General features: G+C 58.9%; 19 protein-coding genes. 10 read left to right on the top strand and 9 right to left on the bottom strand.

Annotation, left to right across the window (positions count from 1 at the left end):
• Positions 1-186 precede the first annotated feature (186 nt).
• Positions 187-1,080 (top strand): LysR family transcriptional regulator, encoded by an 894-nt coding sequence (locus D2T30_RS19285; protein WP_128210195.1) that lies wholly within the window; start codon positions 187-189, stop codon positions 1,078-1,080.
• Positions 1,081-1,313: 233 nt separating this feature from the next.
• Positions 1,314-1,664: an ethanolamine utilization protein gene (locus D2T30_RS19290; protein WP_128210196.1), complete on the top strand. Its 351-nt coding sequence runs from the start codon at positions 1,314-1,316 to the stop codon at positions 1,662-1,664.
• 95 nt (positions 1,665-1,759) lie between these two features.
• On the opposite strand, the gene D2T30_RS19295 is transcribed toward D2T30_RS19290, so the two are convergent.
• Positions 1,760-2,710 (bottom strand): LysR family transcriptional regulator, encoded by a 951-nt coding sequence (locus D2T30_RS19295; RefSeq protein WP_128210197.1) that lies wholly within the window; start codon positions 2,708-2,710, stop codon positions 1,760-1,762.
• A gap of 98 nt (positions 2,711-2,808) precedes the next feature.
• Between D2T30_RS19295 and D2T30_RS19300 the strand changes: the two genes are divergently transcribed.
• Together D2T30_RS19300 and D2T30_RS19305 are read left to right on the top strand one after the other, a co-directional pair.
• Positions 2,809-3,570, top strand: coding sequence for an alpha/beta hydrolase (locus tag D2T30_RS19300; protein ID WP_128210198.1), 762 nt, complete (start codon positions 2,809-2,811; stop codon positions 3,568-3,570).
• Between the two features lie 121 nt (positions 3,571-3,691).
• The gene (locus tag D2T30_RS19305) at positions 3,692-4,660 is read left to right on the top strand and encodes an IS5 family transposase (protein ID WP_128186173.1); all 969 of its coding nucleotides are present in this window, start codon (positions 3,692-3,694) and stop codon (positions 4,658-4,660) included.
• A 253-nt stretch (positions 4,661-4,913) separates the two neighbouring features.
• Here D2T30_RS19305 and D2T30_RS19310 read toward each other — a convergent pair whose 3' ends face one another.
• Both D2T30_RS19310 and D2T30_RS19315 read right to left on the bottom strand, forming a co-directional pair.
• Positions 4,914-6,110 (bottom strand): DUF932 domain-containing protein, encoded by a 1,197-nt coding sequence (locus tag D2T30_RS19310; protein ID WP_128187714.1) that lies wholly within the window; start codon positions 6,108-6,110, stop codon positions 4,914-4,916.
• 535 nt (positions 6,111-6,645) lie between these two features.
• Positions 6,646-11,019, bottom strand: coding sequence for an NACHT domain-containing protein (locus tag D2T30_RS19315; RefSeq protein ID WP_128210199.1), 4,374 nt, complete (start codon positions 11,017-11,019; stop codon positions 6,646-6,648).
• Between the two features lie 457 nt (positions 11,020-11,476).
• On the opposite strand from D2T30_RS19315, the gene D2T30_RS19320 reads away from it, so the two are divergent.
• Positions 11,477-12,121 (top strand): DUF2268 domain-containing putative Zn-dependent protease, encoded by a 645-nt coding sequence (locus D2T30_RS19320; protein WP_128210200.1) that lies wholly within the window; start codon positions 11,477-11,479, stop codon positions 12,119-12,121.
• Positions 12,122-12,221: 100 nt separating this feature from the next.
• Here the strand turns inward: D2T30_RS19320 and D2T30_RS19325 are convergent, their stop codons facing one another.
• From D2T30_RS19325 to soxR, 5 genes are all read right to left on the bottom strand, one after another.
• Entirely contained in the window at positions 12,222-12,689 is a 468-nt protein-coding gene (locus tag D2T30_RS19325) for a DUF6331 family protein (RefSeq protein WP_128187690.1), read from the bottom strand.
• Positions 12,690-12,693: 4 nt separating this feature from the next.
• On the bottom strand, positions 12,694-13,152 hold the full coding sequence (locus D2T30_RS19330; protein WP_128187692.1) for a hypothetical protein: 459 nt from the start codon (positions 13,150-13,152) through the stop codon (positions 12,694-12,696).
• A gap of 130 nt (positions 13,153-13,282) precedes the next feature.
• Positions 13,283-13,759, bottom strand: a complete 477-nt coding sequence (locus tag D2T30_RS19335) for a hypothetical protein (RefSeq protein ID WP_128187694.1) — start codon at positions 13,757-13,759, stop codon at positions 13,283-13,285.
• 122 nt (positions 13,760-13,881) lie between these two features.
• Positions 13,882-14,304, bottom strand: coding sequence for a hypothetical protein (locus D2T30_RS19340; protein ID WP_128187696.1), 423 nt, complete (start codon positions 14,302-14,304; stop codon positions 13,882-13,884).
• Between the two features lie 508 nt (positions 14,305-14,812).
• Positions 14,813-15,244, bottom strand: a complete 432-nt coding sequence (gene soxR / locus D2T30_RS19345) for a redox-sensitive transcriptional activator SoxR (RefSeq protein WP_128187698.1) — start codon at positions 15,242-15,244, stop codon at positions 14,813-14,815.
• 66 nt (positions 15,245-15,310) lie between these two features.
• On the opposite strand from soxR, the gene D2T30_RS19350 reads away from it, so the two are divergent.
• On the top strand, positions 15,311-16,753 hold the full coding sequence (locus D2T30_RS19350; RefSeq protein ID WP_128210201.1) for an MFS transporter: 1,443 nt from the start codon (positions 15,311-15,313) through the stop codon (positions 16,751-16,753).
• A 288-nt stretch (positions 16,754-17,041) separates the two neighbouring features.
• Here D2T30_RS19350 and D2T30_RS19355 read toward each other — a convergent pair whose 3' ends face one another.
• Positions 17,042-17,761 carry a hypothetical protein gene (locus tag D2T30_RS19355; protein WP_128187702.1) on the bottom strand — a complete coding sequence of 240 codons (720 nt, stop codon included), beginning with the start codon at positions 17,759-17,761 and terminating at the stop codon, positions 17,042-17,044.
• A 442-nt stretch (positions 17,762-18,203) separates the two neighbouring features.
• Here D2T30_RS19355 and D2T30_RS19360 point away from each other — a divergent pair, with 442 nt between their 5' ends.
• The 4 genes from D2T30_RS19360 (at position 18,204) to D2T30_RS19375 (ending at position 21,288) form a co-directional block, all read left to right on the top strand.
• Positions 18,204-18,464 (top strand): helix-turn-helix domain-containing protein, encoded by a 261-nt coding sequence (locus tag D2T30_RS19360; RefSeq protein ID WP_128210202.1) that lies wholly within the window; start codon positions 18,204-18,206, stop codon positions 18,462-18,464.
• Between the two features lie 141 nt (positions 18,465-18,605).
• On the top strand, positions 18,606-18,830 hold the full coding sequence (locus D2T30_RS24195) for a helix-turn-helix domain-containing protein (RefSeq protein ID WP_128210203.1): 225 nt from the start codon (positions 18,606-18,608) through the stop codon (positions 18,828-18,830).
• Between the two features lie 162 nt (positions 18,831-18,992).
• Positions 18,993-20,555, top strand: coding sequence for a Mu transposase domain-containing protein (locus D2T30_RS19370; RefSeq protein WP_128210204.1), 1,563 nt, complete (start codon positions 18,993-18,995; stop codon positions 20,553-20,555).
• A complete protein-coding gene (locus D2T30_RS19375) occupies positions 20,545-21,288 on the top strand; it encodes an ATP-binding protein (protein ID WP_164884369.1) in 744 nt (247 codons plus the stop codon). Before D2T30_RS19370 ends, D2T30_RS19375 begins: the two co-directional genes overlap by 11 nt.
• The last annotated feature ends 240 nt before the right edge of the window (positions 21,289-21,528 follow it).

A 21,528-nucleotide genomic window follows, 5' to 3' on the forward strand; every position in this document is an offset into this window, starting at 1 on the left:
CGAAGCAGCGAATCGAGGCCGTTGCGAAAGGTCATGGATGTTTCCTCCGTTACCATGTGAGCGGGAGTGTCCGCCGGGGGGCCTGCGCCAGAGGGCGACATGGCCTGCACGCAACTTGCCGTTCCCTCTCCCGACGCGATAGTGCCATAGTCAGGCAAGCTGTGTCGCGAAGTGGGGAACACCGGAATGGACATCGAAGATCTGCAGACATTCGTCGCGGTGGCCGATGCCGGGGGCGTATCGGCCGCCGCGCGCCGGCTCGGCGTCTCCAAGTCGATCGTCAGCCGGCGGCTCTTTCGGGTTGAAGCGGAGCTTGGCGTGCAACTGCTGGCACGAACGACCCGGGGCGCCGCGCTCACGGAAGCGGGCATCACCTTCAGGGACCACGCGGCCCGGGCCAGCGCCGAGATCGATACGGCCCGGGAAACGATCCATCCGGGTGGTGAGCTGCGCGGCCGCCTGAGGGTCGCCATGCCGCTGACCTTCGGCCCGACCCACTTCGCCCCCGTGCTCGCGGAAATGGCGCGCCTGCACCCGCAGCTGCACATCCATACCTCCTACAGCGATCGCTTCGTCGATCTCATCGCCGAAGGGTTCGATTGCGCGATACGGGGCGCCTACCTTCAGGATTCAAACCTGATCGCGAAGCGCGTCGGGCCGATCCATGGAAAGCTTGTCGCCAGCCCTGAGTACATCAAGGTGCATGGATCGCCCGAGGCTCCGGACGAACTCCTTGCCCATCAAGCCCTCATGCAGGGAACGGAAGCCTGGCAATTCATGGATGGCAGCAGGATTGTCACGGTCCAGCCGCAGGGCAGGTTCAAGGCCGACAGCGCCACGGCACTTGCCGCGGCGGCGGCGGCAGGTCTCGGCATCGCGTGGCTCCCCGATTGCATCACACATGAATATGTGACCTCCGGCGCGCTGGTTCCGATCATGACAGACTATCCGGTGCCTCCGGGGGCAACGTATGTCGTCCGCCCGCCGGGTCAGCATCCCACGCGGAAAGTGCGGGTGCTGACCGAGATGCTGATCGCATATTTCAAACGGAACCCGGAACTTTGGGGGCTCGACGGCTAGGGCGCGAACGGAGCGAAGCTTCATCAGGAATCTGCGTTCGACCGTGGCATTCCCTCGGGCCCACGTTCCACTTGCCGCGACACAGCATGACCTGTCACGGGGCTGGTTCGGTGGACGGTCGCGCACCAGTTCAGGCATTCCGGCAGCGCAGGAGGATGACGCGCACAAGCTGGAACCCAGCCATCGAACCCCGCTGCCCTGACAGGGCGGGCCATCTGGAAGGAGAAATTCCCATGAAGATTCGCAAGTTCACCATCACCGACGCGGTGCTGGAACGTTCCCCCGGACAGGACGGAGACGTTTTCGTGGGGAATCTGGTCGATCAGCGCCACGGCTCCCCGATCACCATCGGCTACGGGCGCTATGGGCCGAACCAGACGCTCGAAGAGACGATGGCCGTCGATGATGTGGTGGTCGTCCTCGAGGGGCGGCTGTCGGTGTCCGGGACCTCGGGCACCGTCACCGCGGGACCGGGCGAGATCGTCCATATGCCCAAGGGCCAGAAGGTCACGATCCGCTCGCACGAACAGGGCGCTGTCACCGCCTATGTCACCTATCCCAACTGGCAGGAGGCACGGGGTTAGGCGTCCAGACAACCTCGCAGGTTCGACACCGACGTGGATCATGCTCAATCAGGGTCTCCGTTTCCGCTTTCGCTGCGGAAAACAACGGCACCGCTTCAGGGAAGCTTGCGGGCCGTGTGAGACGTAACTGTCTGGCCGCCACCGCTCTCCAGGCTCGGCCCCGCACGCAGATAATCGACCAGAGCCGCGAGCGGTGCGGACTTCTGGTGGCGGCTCGGATAATAGAGGTGATATCCCGACCAAAGCGGGCAGAAGTCCTCGAGACAGGTTTCAAGTCGCCCCGCAGCCAGATGATCTGCCACAAAGGGCTCGAACGTGTAGGCGAGGCCCAGCCCAGCCAAGGCCGCTTCGGTCATCGCCGGCGCATCGTTCAGCGCGATCCGACCGCCGACCGGAACCTGTACGGTCCGTTCGCCTTGCCGGAACAGCCATCGGAAGATGTCGCCGTGGCTGGCCAGCCGGTAGTTGATGCCGTCGTGGCGACCCAGATCTTCGAGGCGTTCGGGCCGCCCGCGCCGGGCGAAATAGGCGGGCGCGGCCACGACCACCGCTCGGACATCGCCGCCGAGCGGCACCGCCACCATGTCCTGCTCCAGATGCGTGGCAAAGCGGATGCCGGCATCGAAACCACCCTGCACGATATCGATCAGCCGGTCGCTGACGTCCAGATCGACCGAAACATCGGGATAACGGTCAAGGAATCCGGCCAGGGCCGGTATCAGAATTGCGCGCGCCGGATATTCTCCCGCCGTCAGCCGCAGCGTACCGGAAACCCGGCCCCGCCCCTGCTGCAGCTCTTCGATCCCCTCTCCGATCTGCCTGAATGCGGGCGACAGGCGGTCAAGCAACCGTTGCCCCGCCTCTGTCGGGCGCAGGCTACGGGTGGTACGGGCCAGAAGCGGCACGCCCAGCCGTCTCTCCAGTTCCGCAAGGGTCTGGCTCAGCCCGGATTGCGCGCGGCCCAATCGGGCTGCCGCCCGGGTAAAGCTGCCCTCTTCGGCAACGGTCTGAAACAACAGCAGGTCGGCAAGGTCACGTCGATCCATACATCATCCACAGTGATAGACCCATTCACATCTATCACAATAGTCTCGGTCTCCCCGCAAAGCTATCTCAGGAAACAAGCAACCGAGGAGTTTCCGAAATGGCCCTTCCGCAAAATCTGCTTCTGGCCGGCACAACAGCGCTGCTGCTGGCTACCCTGCCCGGGCTGGCGAGTGCCGAAACGCCCGAAATCGTTCTGGTGCACGGCGCGAACATGGACGGCAGCGCTTGGCGCGCGGTCTATGACCGGCTAACGACGGACGGATACGAGGTGGCGGTCGTGCAACTGCCGCTGACCTCGGTCGAGGCGGATGTGGCCGCCACCCGGCGCGTGCTTGAAACCGTAACGGGTCCGGTGGTCCTTGTCGGCCATTCCTACGGCGGTTTCGTCATCAGCCAGGCAGGCGTCGATGAGGATGTGAAAGCACTGGTCTATGTCGCCGCTTTCCTGCCGGATCGGGGCGAGACCATCGCCACGCTGAGCGCGACGGCGCCGTCGAAACTGTCACCCGAGGTGATGCGGGTCTTCCCCGACGGACATTATCTGCTCGGGCGCGAAGCCTGGATCGCGGATGTGGCGACGGGCCTGCCGGAAGCCGACGCCCGGTTCACGGCGGATGCGCAGACGGCCTCGAACACGGTGATCTTCAGCTATCAGGCCACGGATGCTGCCTGGCAGACTGTCCCCGCCTGGTCTGTCGTCGCAACAGACGACCGTATCATCTCGCCGGATCTGCAACGCCGCATGTCCGTCCGGGCAGGCGCGACAGTTGTCGAGATGGACGGCGGCCACTTGTTGCCGATGACCAGATCCGCCGAGGTGGCGAAGGTGATTGAAAAGGCCGCGGCATCAATCGAATGAGCCAGACGGATAGCGAAGGTTGTGAGAAACCAGAGTTAATGATCGCTTTCTATGGGCGTTGTTGCAGAAGTTCCTTGGCCGTGGGATTCACACGAGGAATCCATGTGGTTAATGGTCTGAGATGACGAGACCTGACCCTACCCGCTATCGGACGACGAACTGGAAGAGTTACAACGAGGCCCTGAAGCGGCGCGGTTCCCTGCTGATCTGGTTGGACAAGGACATGACGTGGTTTGCGCCGAAGGTCGGAGGCAACGGCCGACCGCCGGTGTTCAGCGATGCAGCTGTCCAGTTTTGTTTGATGGTGAAGGTTCTGTTCGGGCTACCACTTCGCCAGACGACCGGGATGGTGGCAAGCATTCTGTTGATGGCCGGTCTCGACTGGCCGGTGCCGGACTTTTCTACCGTGAGCCGCCGACAGAAGCGGATCACGGTGCAGATATCGAACCGCCGCGCGTCCGGCCCGCTGAACCTGCTTGTGGACAGCACAGGGATCGAGTTCCTCGGGGATGGGGAGTGGCTTGCGCGTAAGCACGGCACGCAGCGCCGACGCCAGTATCGCAAGGTTCATTTGGCGATGGACACGACCACCGGCGACATCCGTGCCGTGGAATTCACCTCGAGCGACAAGGGCGACAGCCCCGTTCTGCCCCATCTGCTGGACCAGATCCCTGTTGACGAACAGATCGGCACCGTGACCGGCGATGGCGCTTTTGACACAAGGCGATGCCATAGCGCGATCCTCGAGCGCGGCGGCACAGCGATCATACCCATCCGCAAGAACGGGCGGCGATGGCGCGAGAACTGTCCCGCCGCGCTCGACATGGTCCTCGGACCAGTGGCGGACAATGTCTCGCCCCGCAACGAGATCCTCAAGGCCACACAACGCCTGGGAAGGGCAGCCTGGAAACGCTGGTCAGGATATCACGTCCGAAGCCGGATTGAGGCCAGGATGAGGTGTCTCAAGTCGTTCGGGGAACGCATTGCATCACGCGACCCGGACCGCCAGACAGCCGAAGTCCACATCCGCGTTGCACTCATGAACCGTTTCAATGCACTCGGCACTGCCGAGATCGAACGCGTGGCCTGAACCCAACGGGAAAGGGGAAAGTCAGGCCATCGAATGACTTCTGCAACAATGCCCATCCACCTTGTCGTCGAAAGTCTGCATCTTGATCCTCATGGGATTGGGACCAGCCCCCTGCCCCACCGTCAGAATGGCGATGCGGGGAACTGGCCTTAAGGAAGGCGGTACCGGCATCCGGTGCAGATAGGCGCCGCGATGCCGTGTAAAGTTCACCCTGCTCAGAACGCCGCGGGCAGGGAGGCCGGCGGGTGCCGGATCAGCTGACCCGGTCGAGCAGTTTCTTCGCCTTGCCTTCGAATTCTAGCCGGGCGTCCTGATGGGGCTTGTCACGTGCAAGCCGGGTGATCCCCTGAACGAAGAAGATGGACTCCGGCGGATGGCCTTCTTCCATGAGGACCTTGTCGATGATCTTCGCAGTCTCCGGCTTGGAAAACCCTCGCTTGCGCAGGAACTCCTGGCGATCCTCATCGGTGCGTGCCACAATCTGCTGCCGTGCCGCCTTGATGCCGTTGATGAAGGGTTGCGGCGAAGAATTGGCGAAGCGGGTCAGCGCCGGCGCGGCCTCGTGCGCGAACCGGGTAGCGGCGTATTTCGAGTGCCGGATGGTGATTTCCTGGAAATCCTCGACGCCCCAGAGCTGCCGGTTCTGGCACACCGCGCGAAGGTAGAAACTCGCGATCCCGAGGGTCTTCGCGCCCACCTCCGAATTCCAGGCGTAGAAGCCACGGAAGAAGAGATCCGGCGACCCATCGGGGAGTTTCCCCGCCTCAATCGGGTTGAAATCGTCGACCAGAAAGACGAACACATCGCGATCGGACGCATAGAGCGTCGTGGTAGCGCGGCTGATACCGACATCGGGATTATACACCCCCGTCGACCAATCGAGGACGCCCGGCACTTTCCACCGCGTATCACCAGTGCCATTGCCTGCAATCTTCTGGATCGCCTCGATCAGTTCGTGATCGTGGATACGGCCATAATCCGACCCTGTCACCGCCCGCAGCTCGACCCGGCCGTCCTCGGTCTCGAAGGTCTTGATCTGTTCGGAACGGCAGGAGGAAAGACCATACTGCAGGTTGATGCCCGCCAGAGGCGCCGGAAGCTGGCGAAGATCGGCGGGCGGCGCGCCGGCCATGGCCGCCAGCTGGCCGAACGCCCAGTGGGTCGGCGCCAACGGAGTCTCCTCCATCGGCAGGTGAATCTGCATCCGCTCGGCATTGTCGCGACTGGCTTCGACATGGATCCGCGCCGCCTCGACGATCCGCGTCCGGCTGCGCTCGGAGCGGTATTTCACCGAAGACCAGAGATCATCGAGCGAGAGATAGCGTTCATCGTCGGGACGGTTGAACCATTCCGACGACACCCGGCCGACCCGTTCACCCCGACCGACATCCCCCTTGTAGCCGCTGCTGCGCCTCGGGCCCGCGAGGTCCAGAATCTCGAACTGTGTCATGGAAATTCTCCGGGCAAGCCCCGGGAGCCTCTCTCCCGGTCGCGACCTGCCGCCCCTCTCTCCCCCATCTCTCACTCTTTTGGGGCTTATACCGGTCAAGAGAGCGCCACGCAGCAACCCTAGACGCCAGGCCGGGTCGTCGAACCACCATTCCGGGGCGATCCTGCTGGTTCGCAGAGAAATCGGCACCCGATTGCGTTAAGCTTCTGCACCCCGTCGCGTGACCTTCGGCACCAACCAACAACCAGAGTAACAGACCTCAACGTTAGCGAAGGCGAGAAGCGCGGAGACCTCAATTATCGCAGCGGTTCTCGCCTTCGCGGTTGTTGTGAGCGGCGGTACCAAAAGGGCGGAGAGCCGACTGATGGCAGTGCAGCGTGGCAGACGCAGAAACCTTGTCAGAGCGGCCGTTCGGACGGACTGCAGCGAAATCTCAGTCGGAACCGCCGCCAGGGGCGGAAAGCGGCCATTTGCCGCGATTGCAGACTTCAAAGGGTAGACCTGCAAAGCGGCCGTTCGGTTAACAGAGTCCCGCTTACATAGTGTCGGACGGTTTCTCCGAGATGTCGCGCGTAACTGCGACCACCATCTTACCGTCAGAAAGGCCATCATTTACTTCCGCACACTTATCTCCCACGAGTGCAGCGAGTCTTGCGAAGTTTACTTCTTCACCCGCGACAGTCTTTCGGAAGGCGCTTCTTTTGACACCCTTAGTTTTCTTGTCCATCACGTCCTCCCTAGGGAGGGACGCATTAACAAGAACATATATGCCGGTGTGAGATGAAGCTTCGAACAAATACTGTTTTGAGAGCTGTTCATCAGGAGTGGCGACCAATTGGTCTCCTTTCCAATGCTCCATATCGGCAAGCTTGATTTCAACTGACACCTTCCCCAAGGCGTCCACCCTCGAATGCAGCCTGAGATCGGGCCGTTTCTCACCAGCGACTTCTTGCTCCCGGATGACCGTGTAGTAGCGCTCCCCCACCTCTCTAAGCCGGGCGGCTAGCCAATTTCTCAAGTCAGCTTCTAATGCCTTGCCACGCCGGAAAAATGCGCTTTCATCATCGTCGGAGGTGTGGAGCCGTTCGAGGAGCGTCGCTAGATGCGATTGGCAAAGCTTCCTGAACTCTTCCACAGTCGCGGGTGCCTTGGACTGATCGTTGAGGAACTGAATTGCTTCATCAGGTGAAAACTCAGTCCGTCTTCCTGCCCCTCGCTTCATCAACTCGATCTGGTACAAAAACGTATCCCGGTAGCCCACAAGCATTTTTGACTTGGCCAGTCGTTCAAATGCGCTGACAACGCTGGCTGTTTGAAAGGCCGCCAACATGCTTGTGTAGTTTCGCCTGTTGCTTTCTGCGTGGTCAGCTTTACCCGGCGAGTACACAGTCTCATGCTTCACATCGTTCTCGGGAGGCCATGCCAAGTAAGATGCTTGAACCAACCACTCTAGAAGAATTGGATCGTGCTTATATTCACCTCTCACAGGGTCCGATCCTTCCCCTAGAGCAGGATTGTTTTTCTCGTGCCCCAAGTATTCGAAAAACAGTGCCCTCTGTCCGGCGCTGTGGAGATCACCAAAGGTCGAGACCAACACGCTTCTAGCGGCGTTTGAGTTCGCGTCCATCAGACCATCAAGCCAAACCCACGCCTCTCTGAAATCAAACCGGGTCAACGCCGCTCGATAGCCTGAGACAAGAAACCTAGAAAGGCGGTTCCGCTCGACAGCAGGGGCGCGTGCCACGACGTCTAGACAGAGCATTCTATCACGGCGGTTCTTTGGAAGATCACGCATCATCATCCGCAGGAGCATCGGCGCCACTAGGCTTCTAGTTCTGACACCCGAGTAAGCAATTTTTCTCACGCAATCAGAAACGTGGTGGTCATCGTCACCTTGCTTAGTGTTGAAGTCTGACAGCAACGCACCTTTGATCTCAGAGACAAATTGGCTTGGAAAATCCTGCGCTAGCTCATCAACCCATTCGGGAAAGCCGTTCAACTCGTGAAACGCGTAGCGAAAAGCCTTGCGGGCAAGGTCTGCATCTCTGGGCATCTCTCCCAATGAGTAATCCAAGTTGATGCCAGCTAAGCCAATGTGGCCGAGGTATGTTCGTCTTTCAGCGTAGCTCGTATCATGGGCCTTCCAGTATTGCCGCATGCCATCGCTGAATAACTGCGCAATACTAGAGCCATATTCTTCTTGGACTGCGCGGATCGTCCCGGTTCCAAGATCATTTGGAGCCTTTTCGAAAAGCCAAACCGCATTGCGCTTATCAAATTCACCAGCAACAATGCTTTTACTATTTCTCGAAATGAATTTCCGATTCCTTCGGGCGGTTCGCCATAAATGAACGGCTTCCTTCCTTCCCTGGAACCACCTCAGAGCATCATAGCGATATTGATGTTGCACGCAAGATTTTGTTCGGAGATACCAGCCGCGGACACCAAATTGTCGCCGCTGATCGTCGTCCCCATAAATTCTCAAATATTTTCTGAACTCACCCAACGCATTCCTATGCTCTTTCCCTCGAAGTTTCTCCAAAATGGTTCCTGACAGGTCAAGCAAGAACGCCCGATCATTTTGATCGGAGATCTTTGATGCGAGTTCGCAAAAGTGAGACACATCGGACTGATCGAAAACGTCTCCATTTTCATCCTTATCATCAAATTCTAAAGGGTGGATCACTCCAAACGGAACGCGATTCCGCTGAACTCGATCAGAAAATAGTGCTATTCGTCGTTGAACGAGAGCGTGCTTGACATCCGGTCGCGCCCGAAGGCCACTCGCGAGTTGCTTTGTCGGCGCTTTGCGGCCAAAAACGTCGATCCTGTGATCCTTGCCCATCGCCATCTCAATGGCATCAAGTAAGTCTTCATCGTCTGGGTGCAACCCCTCATCACCCAATAACTCCGAAGCCAAATAGATAATGGCAGGCACAAACCTTCTATAGCGATCCGAAGCGTCTGGCATTCGGTAGCGGCTCTCGGAACAGCCGGCAAATGCAAAGCGCAGCAATATTGACAGCCACAACTGTTTTTGGGGTCGCGGCAGGCCATCAAGTATTTCGATCAAATACTGAGATGTTGCAGATGAATAGTTGGAGCGTTCTCTGTGAATTCTCGAAAGAATGGCAATCCCGTCGAGCAAGGCAGCTTCGCAGAAGCCGTACTTCAATGCCTTCAACAAGAACATATTCCAGTTAGGAGCAGAATCCGTATCCTCGACATCCGGCGGCGTGGTCGTCAGGGCTTCGAACATGACATCAGCGCGAAATGAATCATCTCCTATTTCATCGAGGGCAGCACACGCTTCCGCTTTGCTGCGATAGCCAATTCCTGAATTTTTGACATAGCCCGCCAGTTTGGATGCAAGCGGCTTCATTCGACCAAATCTAGCGACCTCGATCAAAAAGTCGGTTAACTCGGGAGAACTAGATTTGTCTAGAAGTTCATCGACTACAGGCCATAAGTCAGGGTGTGTGAAGCGCTTGACATCATCATGATAGAACCACTCGCCTCTGAAGCGAAGTTCGTCGTAGAGGCGCGCTTGATGGCGCAACGCGATCACCTTATCGCCTACAGATAGTGATTTTGGGTCTCCAGTCTCGATTAGCAGCGCCGGCCTCACATTCGCCACAGCCGCCTTGGCGGAACTGTTCAAGGCCGCCAACCAGCCCATCACGTGCTCTGTTGACTGTGGAATCGACCGACGCCCTAGACCCTCGGCAAAAAGTGGCGCGATTGTTTCTTCGGAATGTGCTCTTGCTCGCAAGCTTGCGTCGAAATGTTCAGCTGCAAGGAAGTCCCGTATCTCCCGATGGGCGAACCGGATGCGCCCCCCAAAAGATGGCTGAAACAGCCCGCAGGCGAGCAGCTGGCGAACCTCTGTAGGTGTCCAAGCTTCCACATCTGTAGACAGAATATTTGCTGCATTCATGGCATCGCCTGCTGCCAACGGCAGGACAGAAAAATCCTGTTTACCTGACAAAACCACGAAGGCTGCAAGTTTTGCTGCGGCCTTGCTTGCCCGGTGAATGTCAATGTTCAAGCGATCTTTGTTTTCAGAGCGCCCGAACAGCCGCCATGCCACCAAATCGCGCATGACTTGAAGTCTTGATTTGAATACTTCATCGGGGGAGCGGCCTTCATCAATGGCCTTTTCCCAAACATCTAGGAATAGATTCGCATCCAATGGTTGTTGGATTAGGGCCGTGGAAAGATGGGCGTTTACGGCGTGTATGAAATCCGTGGGCTCTACGTCGCGAGAAACAGCAAATTTCTCAATGTCCCCACTCGCCAGCGGTGCTAGGCGATAAATCTTGTGTCTCGGGCCGTCTCTTCCCAAGTCCTGTTTGGCATCGCGTGTCTGCTTTATGAAACGAGTTAGAAGTCTTACATCGCCCTCCCCAAGCCACTCGCTTGGGCGACTGGTGACTAGAACGTGAAGGGGCCCCCGTCGTCGTCCAACTTCACGTGAGACAATGTCTAGGGCTTTTTCTAGCGCACTCTCATTGCGTGAAGACGGCAGGCGCGCCTCGTCGAGCGCGTCAAAAAATAGATACCCACCTTTTCTTGATCGCTTCCATTTTTCAAATCGGTCGCGTTGGTCATCCAATTCGAAATCAAATGAATCCGCCAAAGTTCCATCTTGTAGCGCTTCCAAGCGCATCAGGAATGCGTCTTGCCCATCCTTAACGAGGCGCTTTACATGCTGACGAATTTCAGTTGTTTTGCCTGATCCGGCGGTACCAAGGAGAACAGAAATATCATTTGTAAGAATTTCTTCCCACGTTTTACCCGTTTCGCGGGTCGCGAGAGAAGCCCAAATGCTATCCGGTTCATTGTCAAAGTCTGCCGATTGGATTTCGACAAAGCGTCGTGACAAAGAAATGTACTGGCTGTTGTTCACATGAGTCCCCTATACACCTTAAACGATAGTATCAGCGGTGTGAGCGGTAATCCATCCGAGTTAGTGGCTCAAAGGGACCTACCAAGCAGACTGGTGTGTGGTGCCACAGTTGATCGTCCGGATTGGCGGACTCAGGAGACGCATCGCAGGTGAACTGAACGTCCGCAAAGGGCCGAGGCTGTGTCAAAACTCACCTTTATGACAGTGGCTTAGAATGAAATTCCCTCACGAAGCCACCCTTAGGCCATCTGCGCGCGCCGATGTGAACATAGGTGCCACTGTGGAGAACCGCATTCTCCGGTGCGGCGCCTGAACCGAGTTTTGACACAGCCTCGGCCGGCCTTCTCTGTCCGGGGACTAGGTCGCCCATTTCGGCCAAAGATGCCACTTGCTGTCCCGCGGCATGTTGTTCGGAGCCCATTGCGGTCATTGGCATTCAGATGCGATGCTTCCAACCATGCCCAAGATGACCTTGCATATCATCAACGCCCGCCATCAGCTTACCGGCATAGCTAAATGGCTTTCAGAGCGGCTGGACGATGCTTTTGTGGTGTCTGCTAAGCATTTGCCGCTGCTTGATACGGATGTGATCATGAGGGCCGGCAAAGCCGTCATTCCTGAGAAGGGGCATCTGGGATATGCTCCCGAAAGAGGGCTGATCTACGTTACCGTAGACCCAGAAAACCCTATCTTGCGAACAAACCCATCACAGTCTTTGGAACGGATGCTGGCGCATGAACTGCACCACTCCTCGCGGTGGGACGGTCCAGGGTATGGCAAAACACTCGGTGAGGCGCTTGTTTCAGAGGGGTTGGCTGGGCATTTCGCACAGGAAGTCTATGGCGGCGCGTGCGACCCTTGGGAGCAACTACCGGCCAGCACCTTGCGCCCCTACTTTTTCAAAGCTCAAGCTGATTGGCAAAGCGCCGACTACAACCATGCGGAATGGTTCTTCGGATCACAGGAGTTCCCGGCATGGGTGGGCTACTCCCTCGGGTATGAGATGGTCGGGCGTTATCTGGCCGCGCATGGCGATGCGCGTGCCTCCAATCTGGTCCACGCGGACGCTGCCGATTTTCGCGCATTTCTCGACGCTGTTTGAGCGGCAGCTTCGTCCGCAGAGTGACCGCCGCTGGCCCGCTCCAGCGCGAGGGTGCGGTCAGGTCAGCGGGGGATCGACATGAAGAGCCCATAGCGGACTTTCAGCTGAAACGCTGGACGTCCGCGACAAGCTGCACCGCCTTTGTGAGGCTGTCCCTGATCGTGGCCGACAGCGCGAAAAGCGCGGGCCCGTTGAAAACCTGGTTCATCACCTCAATGCTGGTAGTGCCGCCGTCTCTCGTCAGGCGCTCGGCCTCCACATCAAGATTTCGCAGTTGCGACAGAACCTTATCTACCTCTTCGCTTTCAATCTTCCCGGTGTATCGGATGAGGGATGACGCAATATGGATAGGAGAAAAGTCGAACGCATCTACGCCGCAGCAAGCCGCTTCACAAAGCGTCTCGCAGTGCTTGATCAGCCCAAGCAAAGGGTAGTCCAAGGCAATTTGATGATCTTCCATAGCGCCTATATTACGCGCGGGGTGACCGGCAAGAAAGTCCCGCAGAGTGACCGCCGCTGGCCCGCTCCAGCGCGAGGGTGCGGTCAGGTCGGCGGGATCGACAGGCAAGCCCTTAGCGGACGGTCGGTACCCACCATGTGCCGGTTGTGTTGTCCTCAAAAATCCCATCGACCATTCGCGTGAGCGCTTCTAGAAGTTCCCTCGCTTGCGGCTCTTCAGGGTCAAAAGACGTCCATCCAGCCATGACGAAAATGCCTCTATCCGTTGTGGTGACACTCTCGTCGGAGGCGTCTCCAAAGCTCAGTCGCGCTTCGCAGTTAGACAATCTGCCCCTCAATGCCTCTGGCGCAGATCGTGAAATTTCTTCTGCTTCTTCTACGACCCAACTGTCATCTTCCAACTGCATGAGGAAGTTAGAGGGGTTTGTCACATGCAATTGCGGGACCACATAGCCATCTAAGCGCCATTCTGCGTCTATCACCTCAACACCCATACCCTGAAGGTATTCCTTGCACTGCGTAAGCGTTATCGCTGTGGCGGGCTTCTGGAACCAAATTCGAGCAGATTGCATTTGTTCTACCTTGCAGATTCTGTGCGCGAGATTTTCATAGCTACGACCGCTTCGTCCCGCAGAGTGACCGCCGCTGGCCCGCTCCAGCGCGAGGGTGCGGTCAGGTCGGCGGGATCGACAGTCAGAGCCCTTAGCCGCCAGTCGCTTCCCACTTCTTTTGCCAGAATGTGATCTGGTAGTTGTCGAGTTCCTCGGGGTCGTCAGGCGTTGTGCTGATCACCCGACATGGTCGGTCGGGAAACTGCCACATCAGCTTTGCCTCATGTATTTCACACAACTGCCGTGTCAGGAACGCGACCACCTCACGTGACAGCCCATCGTCGTGGTGCAGGAAATAGTCCGTCAGGTGGATGTGATTCATAACGGCCTCTAAACCACGTGAATCACCAGAAAGACTGTCCTCCCATTCCGCTATCCCCTCTGCGCTCGCACCCTCCCTGAGGATGTATGGGCCGACCAATTTAAACTTCGGCCACAGAAGCGCTGAATAGGACACTGACAAGCGATAGCTGCCTTCGTATTGCGAAAGAACTTCCAACTCCGCGCCGTTTCCGTTGTTCCAGGCGCTCAGCTCAGACGCGACTGGTTCAGGTGCTGAATAAGGCATGCCGCTTCCTTAAATTTTGACGACCGTCCGCTCCGTCCCGCAGAGTGACCGCCGCTGGCCCGCTCCAGCGCGAGGGTGCGGTCAGGTCGGCGGGATCGACAGTCAGAGCCCAAAGCTGCCGGTTATGTTCTCGCGGTGCACCTCCTTAATTCGCGGCGCGGATCGTGCCGTTGCACCGACAAAATGCGGTTGGCCTCGAAAGAGCGCCCAAGGTCAGAAATCACACGAAACGAGCAGCTAAGACAGTCAGGAGCGGTCAACTCAATAGTGAAGCGAGCGTCCTGAATCCACTCGGAGGGCATATTTTTGCTTTCCATCAAAAATTGAAGCGTTTTTGCGAAGCGTTGAGATAGCGGAGAAATTTGAGCTTTCTGGTCGCTGAATCGGTCATCCACCAGCGGTATGACAAGCAGGGCCGCACCCTCATCCTCTATCCAGTTTCTTAACTGACCGAGGGCCCAGTATCCGTTCAAATCGTTATTGCGGCTGATAAAAGCAGCGAGTCCATCATGAACGATACTCTGAAACTCGATGCGTCTTGCCATTCCGTTCCGCCTTCTAATCATTACCTAAGTTCGGCCGACGGTGGTATCCGTCGACGGCAGCTTTGTCCGCATAGCTACCATCCTAGCCGGTCGCTTGCTGCGGAGCAATCCGAACGGCAGCTCTGGGGGGCGCGGCGAAGCAGCATCCTGTCCGGGTGACTGGCCGCTTTGGGCCGGACTGGCGACCGACGACCACCAAGACGGGGACACGGCACCGCCGCAAGGTGGCTTTGCGTCCCCTTGCCGCCATTTGGTTTGGGTCAGTTGGGGCGGATGGAACGTGGGCGTCACGATGATGCATGAGGATAGCGCGGCGCGGTCGAGGTTTCACAAGATTCCGCGCAATGATGCCGAAGCCCTCCATGCGACCGACCGGGATCGGCGTTGCGCGATCACTGTGGAAGCGTCGGCATGATAGGGCAGAGTTGTTGCAGGTTCTGGGAATTTCGCGACAGCAGATTTCTTCGCAGTATCGCGAACGACAGATTCAGAGGCGTTCCCGGTAACCTCAAAGCAGCCGGGCCCCGGGGCCGTCGTTCGCCAGATGATCGTCCGCGTTGACCAAAGGGCAACGTTTCACGCTAAGACATCCGCAGCCGATGCACATTGCCATCTTGTCGCGAAGCGCCGTGAGAATCTCGATCCGCCGCGTCAGATCGTCATGCCAGCTTGCGGCGATGCGCTCCCAATCGTGTGTGTCGGGCGGTGCGTCGCGTGGCAGTTGCGAGAGCGCTTGGGATATCTCGGCAAGCGGGATGCCCGCGCTCTGCGCGACTTTGATGACCGTCACGCGCCTCAGGATTTCACGCCGATAGACCCGATGATTGGCCGAGGTCCTCTCGGATGCAATCAGCCCCCTGCGTTCATAGAAATGGAGCGTGGAGATGGGCAACCCGCTGCGGCGCGAGAGTTCGCCGACGGACAATTCCTTCTTCGCCATTCGGAATCTCCTTGACCTGAACCAATGTTGAGGCCGTAGCAGCCTATCCGTCAAGAGGAGACGGGCATGGCGGACGCGGACACAGAGGCAGGGAAGGACACGGAGACGTTCGTGTCATGGAGGGAGTTTCTTGGAAGCCCTTACGCGGCATCGCTGGCCCTGGTTTGCCTGGCCGTCTGGCTGCACGCGGCCGACAGCCTGATCGTCGCCACCATGCTCCCCTCCATCGTGGCCGAGATCGGTGGAGCCGCTTTGGTGGGCTGGTCTGTCTCGCTCTACGAGATCGGGTCAATCGTCGCGGGAGCGGCCAGCGCATTGCTGATCATACGCTTCGGCCTGCGCGCGCCGATGGGCATGGCCGCCGCCCTGTTCGGGTTCGGCTGCATTCTCAGCGCCGTCAGCCCGGCCATGCCGTTGCTTCTGACGGGACGCGCGTTGCAGGGGCTCGGCGGCGGCGGTCTGGTGGCGATGGGCTTCGTCGCGGTCGGCCTGATCTTCCCGCGCCGCTACATCGCGCGCGCGATGGCGGCCGTTTCGACCCTTTGGGGCGTCTCGGCCTTCGCTGGCCCGCTTGTCGGCGGCTTCTTCGTCGAATATGCGACATGGCGTTGGGGCTTTGTCTTCTTTGCCTGCCAGGCATTCGCACTCGCCCTCTGGATCGTCCTGCGAAGCGATGCGGGCGCGACACGACCCACGGCCGACGCCGCTGCATTCCCTGTCGGGCGTCTGTCCCTGTTGTGTCTCGCTGTCGTTTTGGTCGCCTTTGGCGGCGTCGAGGTCTCGATCCCGCGAACGGTCCCTTCCGTCGCCGCCGGTCTGGTCTGCCTAATCGGCTTTCTGTGGCTGGACGAGCGCGCAGGCGATACCCGGCTTCTTCCGCGTCGTCCGTTCGATCCGCAGCGGACGGCCGGTGCCGCGCTGCTCATGATCCTGTCCATGTCCATGGCGACTATTGCCGTCACGGCGTTCGGGCCGCTCCTGGTCACGGCCATCCACGGCGTATCCGCGCTGACTGCCGGTTACATCGTTGCCTGTTCGTCCATCGGCTGGACGGTCATGGCCGTTCTGGTCAGCGGATTGCCCGAGCGGTTCGATCGGCTGATGATCGCGCTCGGCATGACGGCCGTGGCCCTCAGCATCCTCGGCTTTCTCCAGGCGGTTCCGGAAGGCCCGGTCTGGCTGATCGCCGTCTTCGCAGCCTTGGAGGGCGGCGGCTTCGGGATGGCGTGGACATTCGTTCTCAGGCGAACGGTGGCGCTCGCCGATGCAGGCGAGGTCCAGCGCGTTTCCGGGGCGATCCCCACGATTCAGAGGCTCGGCTACGCTCTCGGCGCGGCCTATGTCGGGATCGTAGCGAATGCCTCGGGCCTGCTGTCCATGGAGACGGCCGCAGACGCCGCGAAGGTTGCCCGATGGGTCTTCCTGTCATGCGTGCCGTTCGCGGCAATCGGGCTGATCGCCATGAGCGCACTGGTGCGGAAGGGGAAATCACGACCGCGATCGAAATAGCCTGAGCGGGAGAAATGCTGATCGGACGACAGCTTCGCCCGCATCGCCGACATCGGCCGACTGATTTTGCTGCGGCACGCACGAATGTCCTGTTTGGGGAACACCGCCTAAAGGTACACGACGAAGCCGAACGGCAACTCTGGGCCGTTCCTGCCGTTGGGTCATAGATGCTACGGAAGATAGCAGGCTCGGTCCGAGCGCCTTACGCGCGAAGTCTTGGTACTTACGCAGGTGCCCACCGGCAATGTCGGAAACGGGGTGGCCGAGTATCATCGGCTTTCGAGCGGGTCAGCCTGGCGGCATATAGGGTCCAGTGGCCGCCATAGCTTCGGCCTCTGTCTGGAGCGGCAGATGATCGCGGGGAATGGGGTTGGGGTTCTGCCAGTCAGTTTCACCAAGTTCCCTGAACCGTCTGATGGCGTCTTCGATCACGGTGCGGTCGATAGTCGGAGAGGCAACGACGATCTCCAGCCCTATGCCATAGCGATACGAGCGGTCGAGCCGGAACGTTTCGTGGATCTCTGGTGGGGTGTCGCGCAGGATCTCAGAGGCGGTCCGTTCCTCATATTCTCTGACGGTCAGGCCCTCAAGCGCGGCATGGCGGCTTGGCTCCGGTCGGGTCACCCGAAAGTATTTCTGCCGCCCGACATGAAACGCAGGGCTGAACTCCCAGCGGAATTCCTCGTCCAACTCTGTCTCGCTCAGGTGTGCGTGTGTCCGTTCGGCAGCGAGGTTCTGAACGCGATCCCAGAATTGCAGGTTTCCGGTAATGATGCTGGCGTTCCAGATGCTGTGGTCATCGAGCCCCAGAAACATAAAATCGAACCACTGCCTGAAAATATCGGGGCGCCCCGGCTCGTTTAACACCAGATCGCTGGTGAACAGCCCACCGTATGTCGGTGCGTCGCCGAGGATCTTCCAGCGCAACTGCACGAAAGCATCACGTTGTCGGTGTTTCGACAAGGCAGTGAACGGGGTGAAGCGGGTATGTTTGCGGCGTCGGATCATCATCTCCTCGTGAGCCTCGGTGACGCCCCGGTCCTACCTGAGCTCCGGCAGCAAAATTCGCTACACTCGCACAGTTCTGCTTGATCTCAATCGGCCGCAAGGCCCTCACCGTCACCATACCCGTGCTTTTCCAAAAGATCTCGCACGAGAACGGGGTATGCCCTGTCCTCTCGCTCCCCTCGGATCATCAACCGTGTCAGATAGCTGAGCGGAACCCTGACCTCCAGCGTACAATCGACGTCATGCTCGGGGTGTGCTTCGAGATGGCGGAGCCAGACTGTCAGGTTCTCCAGCGTTTCTGTCCTCGGAAGCTCGTTCCCCACGCATGTCGCAACCATTTCTACCCTCCTGCCGCATCTTCACGATCCATGCGGACAAGGAACCGCAAAACTGTGACTATAGTCAATAGATACATCGTTGTCCCTTCGCCATTAGCACTGGGATGGAACGGACGAATGCCAAACTCATCAAAGCCTTCGCGAAGGTATTGAAGCGCAGGCGGCGGGCTGCCGGGCTGTCGCAGGAAGAGTTGGCGTTTCGCACCGACCTGTCGCCAAGCTATATCTCGCTTTTGGAAACGGCGAATCGTCAACCGACACTGACCGTTCTTGCTGAGCTATCGGATCGCCTTGGCATTGACCTGCCGGAACTCATAGCAGAGATCACCGCAGAGCAGAACGGGCAGCCCCCCGGACATAGCTGATTGAGAAGATGTGATTATTCAATATGCGTATCGCGGGTTTCTGGCCTGTGACAATCTGTATTTAGATAGATTTATCGCATTAATTACAATAACTTGCAAGTTTGCTCTCGATTTGTCACGTTGTTGGCACGGAGGCAGGCCATGGACGCAAGGCGCGGTCGTCACGAGACAATCAAATACGAGTTGCGGATGAAGGGCACTTCATTCGCCGAGTTGGGCCGCCGTCATGCCGTGCACCCGTCGGTGTTCTCAGCCGTTGCATCCGGCCGCAGGCGTTCACTCCCCACAGCGAAGATCATCGCCGACGCACTGGGCACCGACCCGTCGATCCTATGGCCCGAATTGTACGGAGATACAGATGGCTAAGTAAAAGAAAACCGCCGAAACCGGCGGCTCTCTCCGAGAAGATCTCGTAAGGTTAGGTCCCTTTCCCAGAACTTCCTCGATTGCAGTCGCCAAGTCAAGAACCGGCCACCTGGCCGGACGAATTTCTGCACCCTGCGCGTGGCGCAGGTTCGAGAGGATATTATGAAATCGGATATTCGCAGGATGGCCGAAAGGCTGTTGGACCCGACCCTCAATCACACCGAGGTCGGACGTCTCATTAACCGAAATCGCGACACGATCCGGCGCCTGCGCCGGAGAGCTGTACAGGCAGGTCTCCGGCCTGAGATGTTGGGCGATCTTCCAGATGCGCGCCTGCGCGACATGCTCATGCCGTCTGGTCATCGCAAGGTTAGATGCGTTCAGCCCGACTGGGATGTCATCGTCCGCCATATTCTGGCGACGGGCGACAGCGTGCTGGACACCTATGATGACATCTATCTCAAGCAGCAGTCCACCGATACCGATCTCCCGCCTATGAGCTATGCCAACTTCTGTCGGGAGCTCGCCAAAATCCTGAAGCGACGTGCCCCCGAATACCGACATCATTACCGGCCGGGCGAAGTGATGCAGATCGATTTCGCCGGATTCCAGCCCGTCTGGACTGACCCTCAGAACGAGCGCAGGAAATCGACCCTGCTGATCGCCCATTTCCCGTTCTCGCAGTTCTGCCTGGGGGAGGTGATCCAGAGCCAGAGTCGGGCGGATGTGATCCACGGTCTCACCCGCATCTTCGTTCGCTTGAACGCTGCTCCCCGACAGATCATCCTCGACAACTTCAAGGCTGCGATTGACGTTGCCCGAAGTAAGCGACGAGAAGCCAGGATCAACGCTGAGTTCCAGGCGTTTCTGGATCATTATCGGATCGTGCCGGACCCTGCCCGCGGGAGAGAGCCACGCGACAAGGGGGCTGTCGAGGGGACGGTCAGGCTGAGCCAAAGATTTTATGCGAGGGTTTTGCGGGACCGCACGCCTCGATCAATGGCCGAGCTGAACGAGTTGCTGCAAGCCGCGCTGGAGCATCTGAATGACAAGGTCATGCGGCGCTGGAAAATGTCACGGAACGAACGCTTCCGAACCCGCGAAATGCCCTGTCTACAGCCGCTGCCCAAAACCTCTTATGATTATGGCAGCTGGCACCCCGGTATCAGGATCCAGCGTCACTATCACGTCAACGTCGAAGGGCGGGATTACAGCGTGCCGTCATACCTGATCGGTGAGCTGGTCAGCCTCAAGGTTATGGCCGCGACCATCGAAATCTACCACGATTCGACGCTTGTGGCCGTACATCCTCGTCGCGCTGTCACGCCAACCGATGACGCGCCGATAATCGACCCGACCCATATGCCGGAAAACCATCGCGCAATATGGCAGCAAAGCCCGGATGCCCTCATCGCGCGCGCCACCGACTACAGTCGGTGCCTCGGGCGGTTCGTGTGCAAGCACTTAGATGTCAATTCCAACCCCCGAGCGACATATAGCATGTTGAAGCGGTTGCTCGAAGTCGCGCCGGTCTACGGCAAAACCACGATCGATGCAGCCTGTGCCGAGGCTCTCCGGCGCGATCAGATCAATGCCGATGCGCTGCGGCAGATTCTTAACCGGGGCCCGAAAAAGCTGCCGCGCCCCGAACCGCAGCAGGCCCCGCCACCGTCCGAAAACATCCGCGGTGCGGGCTATTATTCGGAGGACGACGATGCAGCATGAACATGTCGTTGCGCTTGCTCGTGAACTGTCTCTTGCGGGCTTAGCCGATACGCTCGAGCGTCAGGCCAAAGATCCGTTCTTTGCGGACATGGCCTTCGTCGAAAGGCTCGCCGCGCTACTGATCGCAGAGAAGGAGCGGCGCGCGACCAGCCGGCTGACGCGGATGCTGAACGAGGCGAAACTCCCGATCAAGGCGGCCCCCGAGGAGCTGATTGGCGATGAGGCACGGGGCTTCAAGACCGCTGTCATGCGCGAGCTGCTGAAATGCAGCTGGATCCCCTTCGCCTGGAACGTCCTTATCAGTGGCGAAACCGGAACCGGCAAAAGCTGGATCGCCTCCTGCATCGCCACGGCCGCCATTCGCGCCGGACACAAGGCCCGCTATTACAAAGTCTCCGACCTGCTTTATAGCCTGTCGATGACGCTGGAAGACGGCGTTTACCTGCGAGAGCGCGAAAAGCTGTCCAAGTTCAGGCTCCTGATCCTCGACGACTTCGGCAAGGTTGCGATGAGCGAAACCGAGAAATCGATCCTGTTCGACATCATCGAAGACCGAAGCGGGACCCTGTCGACCATCATCGTCGGCCAGCGCCCCTATAATGACTGGCATGGCTTCATCGACAATCCGGTCATCGCTGACGCGATCCTCGACCGCCTGTCGCGCGACCGCCATCACATCAAGCTACGCGGCGAGTCACTGCGCCGTCGCGAGGCCAGTTTCGACGGTCTGTAAACTGCCCCCTTCGGCGCCGAAGTTGACGCAACCCGGCGCCGAAGACTAACGCAATCGGCTGCGGAAACCTGATGCAGTTTGGTGCCAAAAATCATGCGTGCGTGCAATCCGTTCAGGCCCTGTGGCACGGTGCGTGGTGAAGGACATTCGCCGCCAACTGAAGAGGGCGGGGGGGCTGCCGGAGACCGAGGCAAGCGGCTCCGGCGGGAACAGGGTGATCGGGCGCCGGGGGCGGCGCTT

Origin of the sequence: Paenirhodobacter populi (genome assembly GCF_004022215.1) — a bacterium.
Lineage (GTDB): Bacteria > Pseudomonadota > Alphaproteobacteria > Rhodobacterales > Rhodobacteraceae > Rhodobacter > Rhodobacter populi.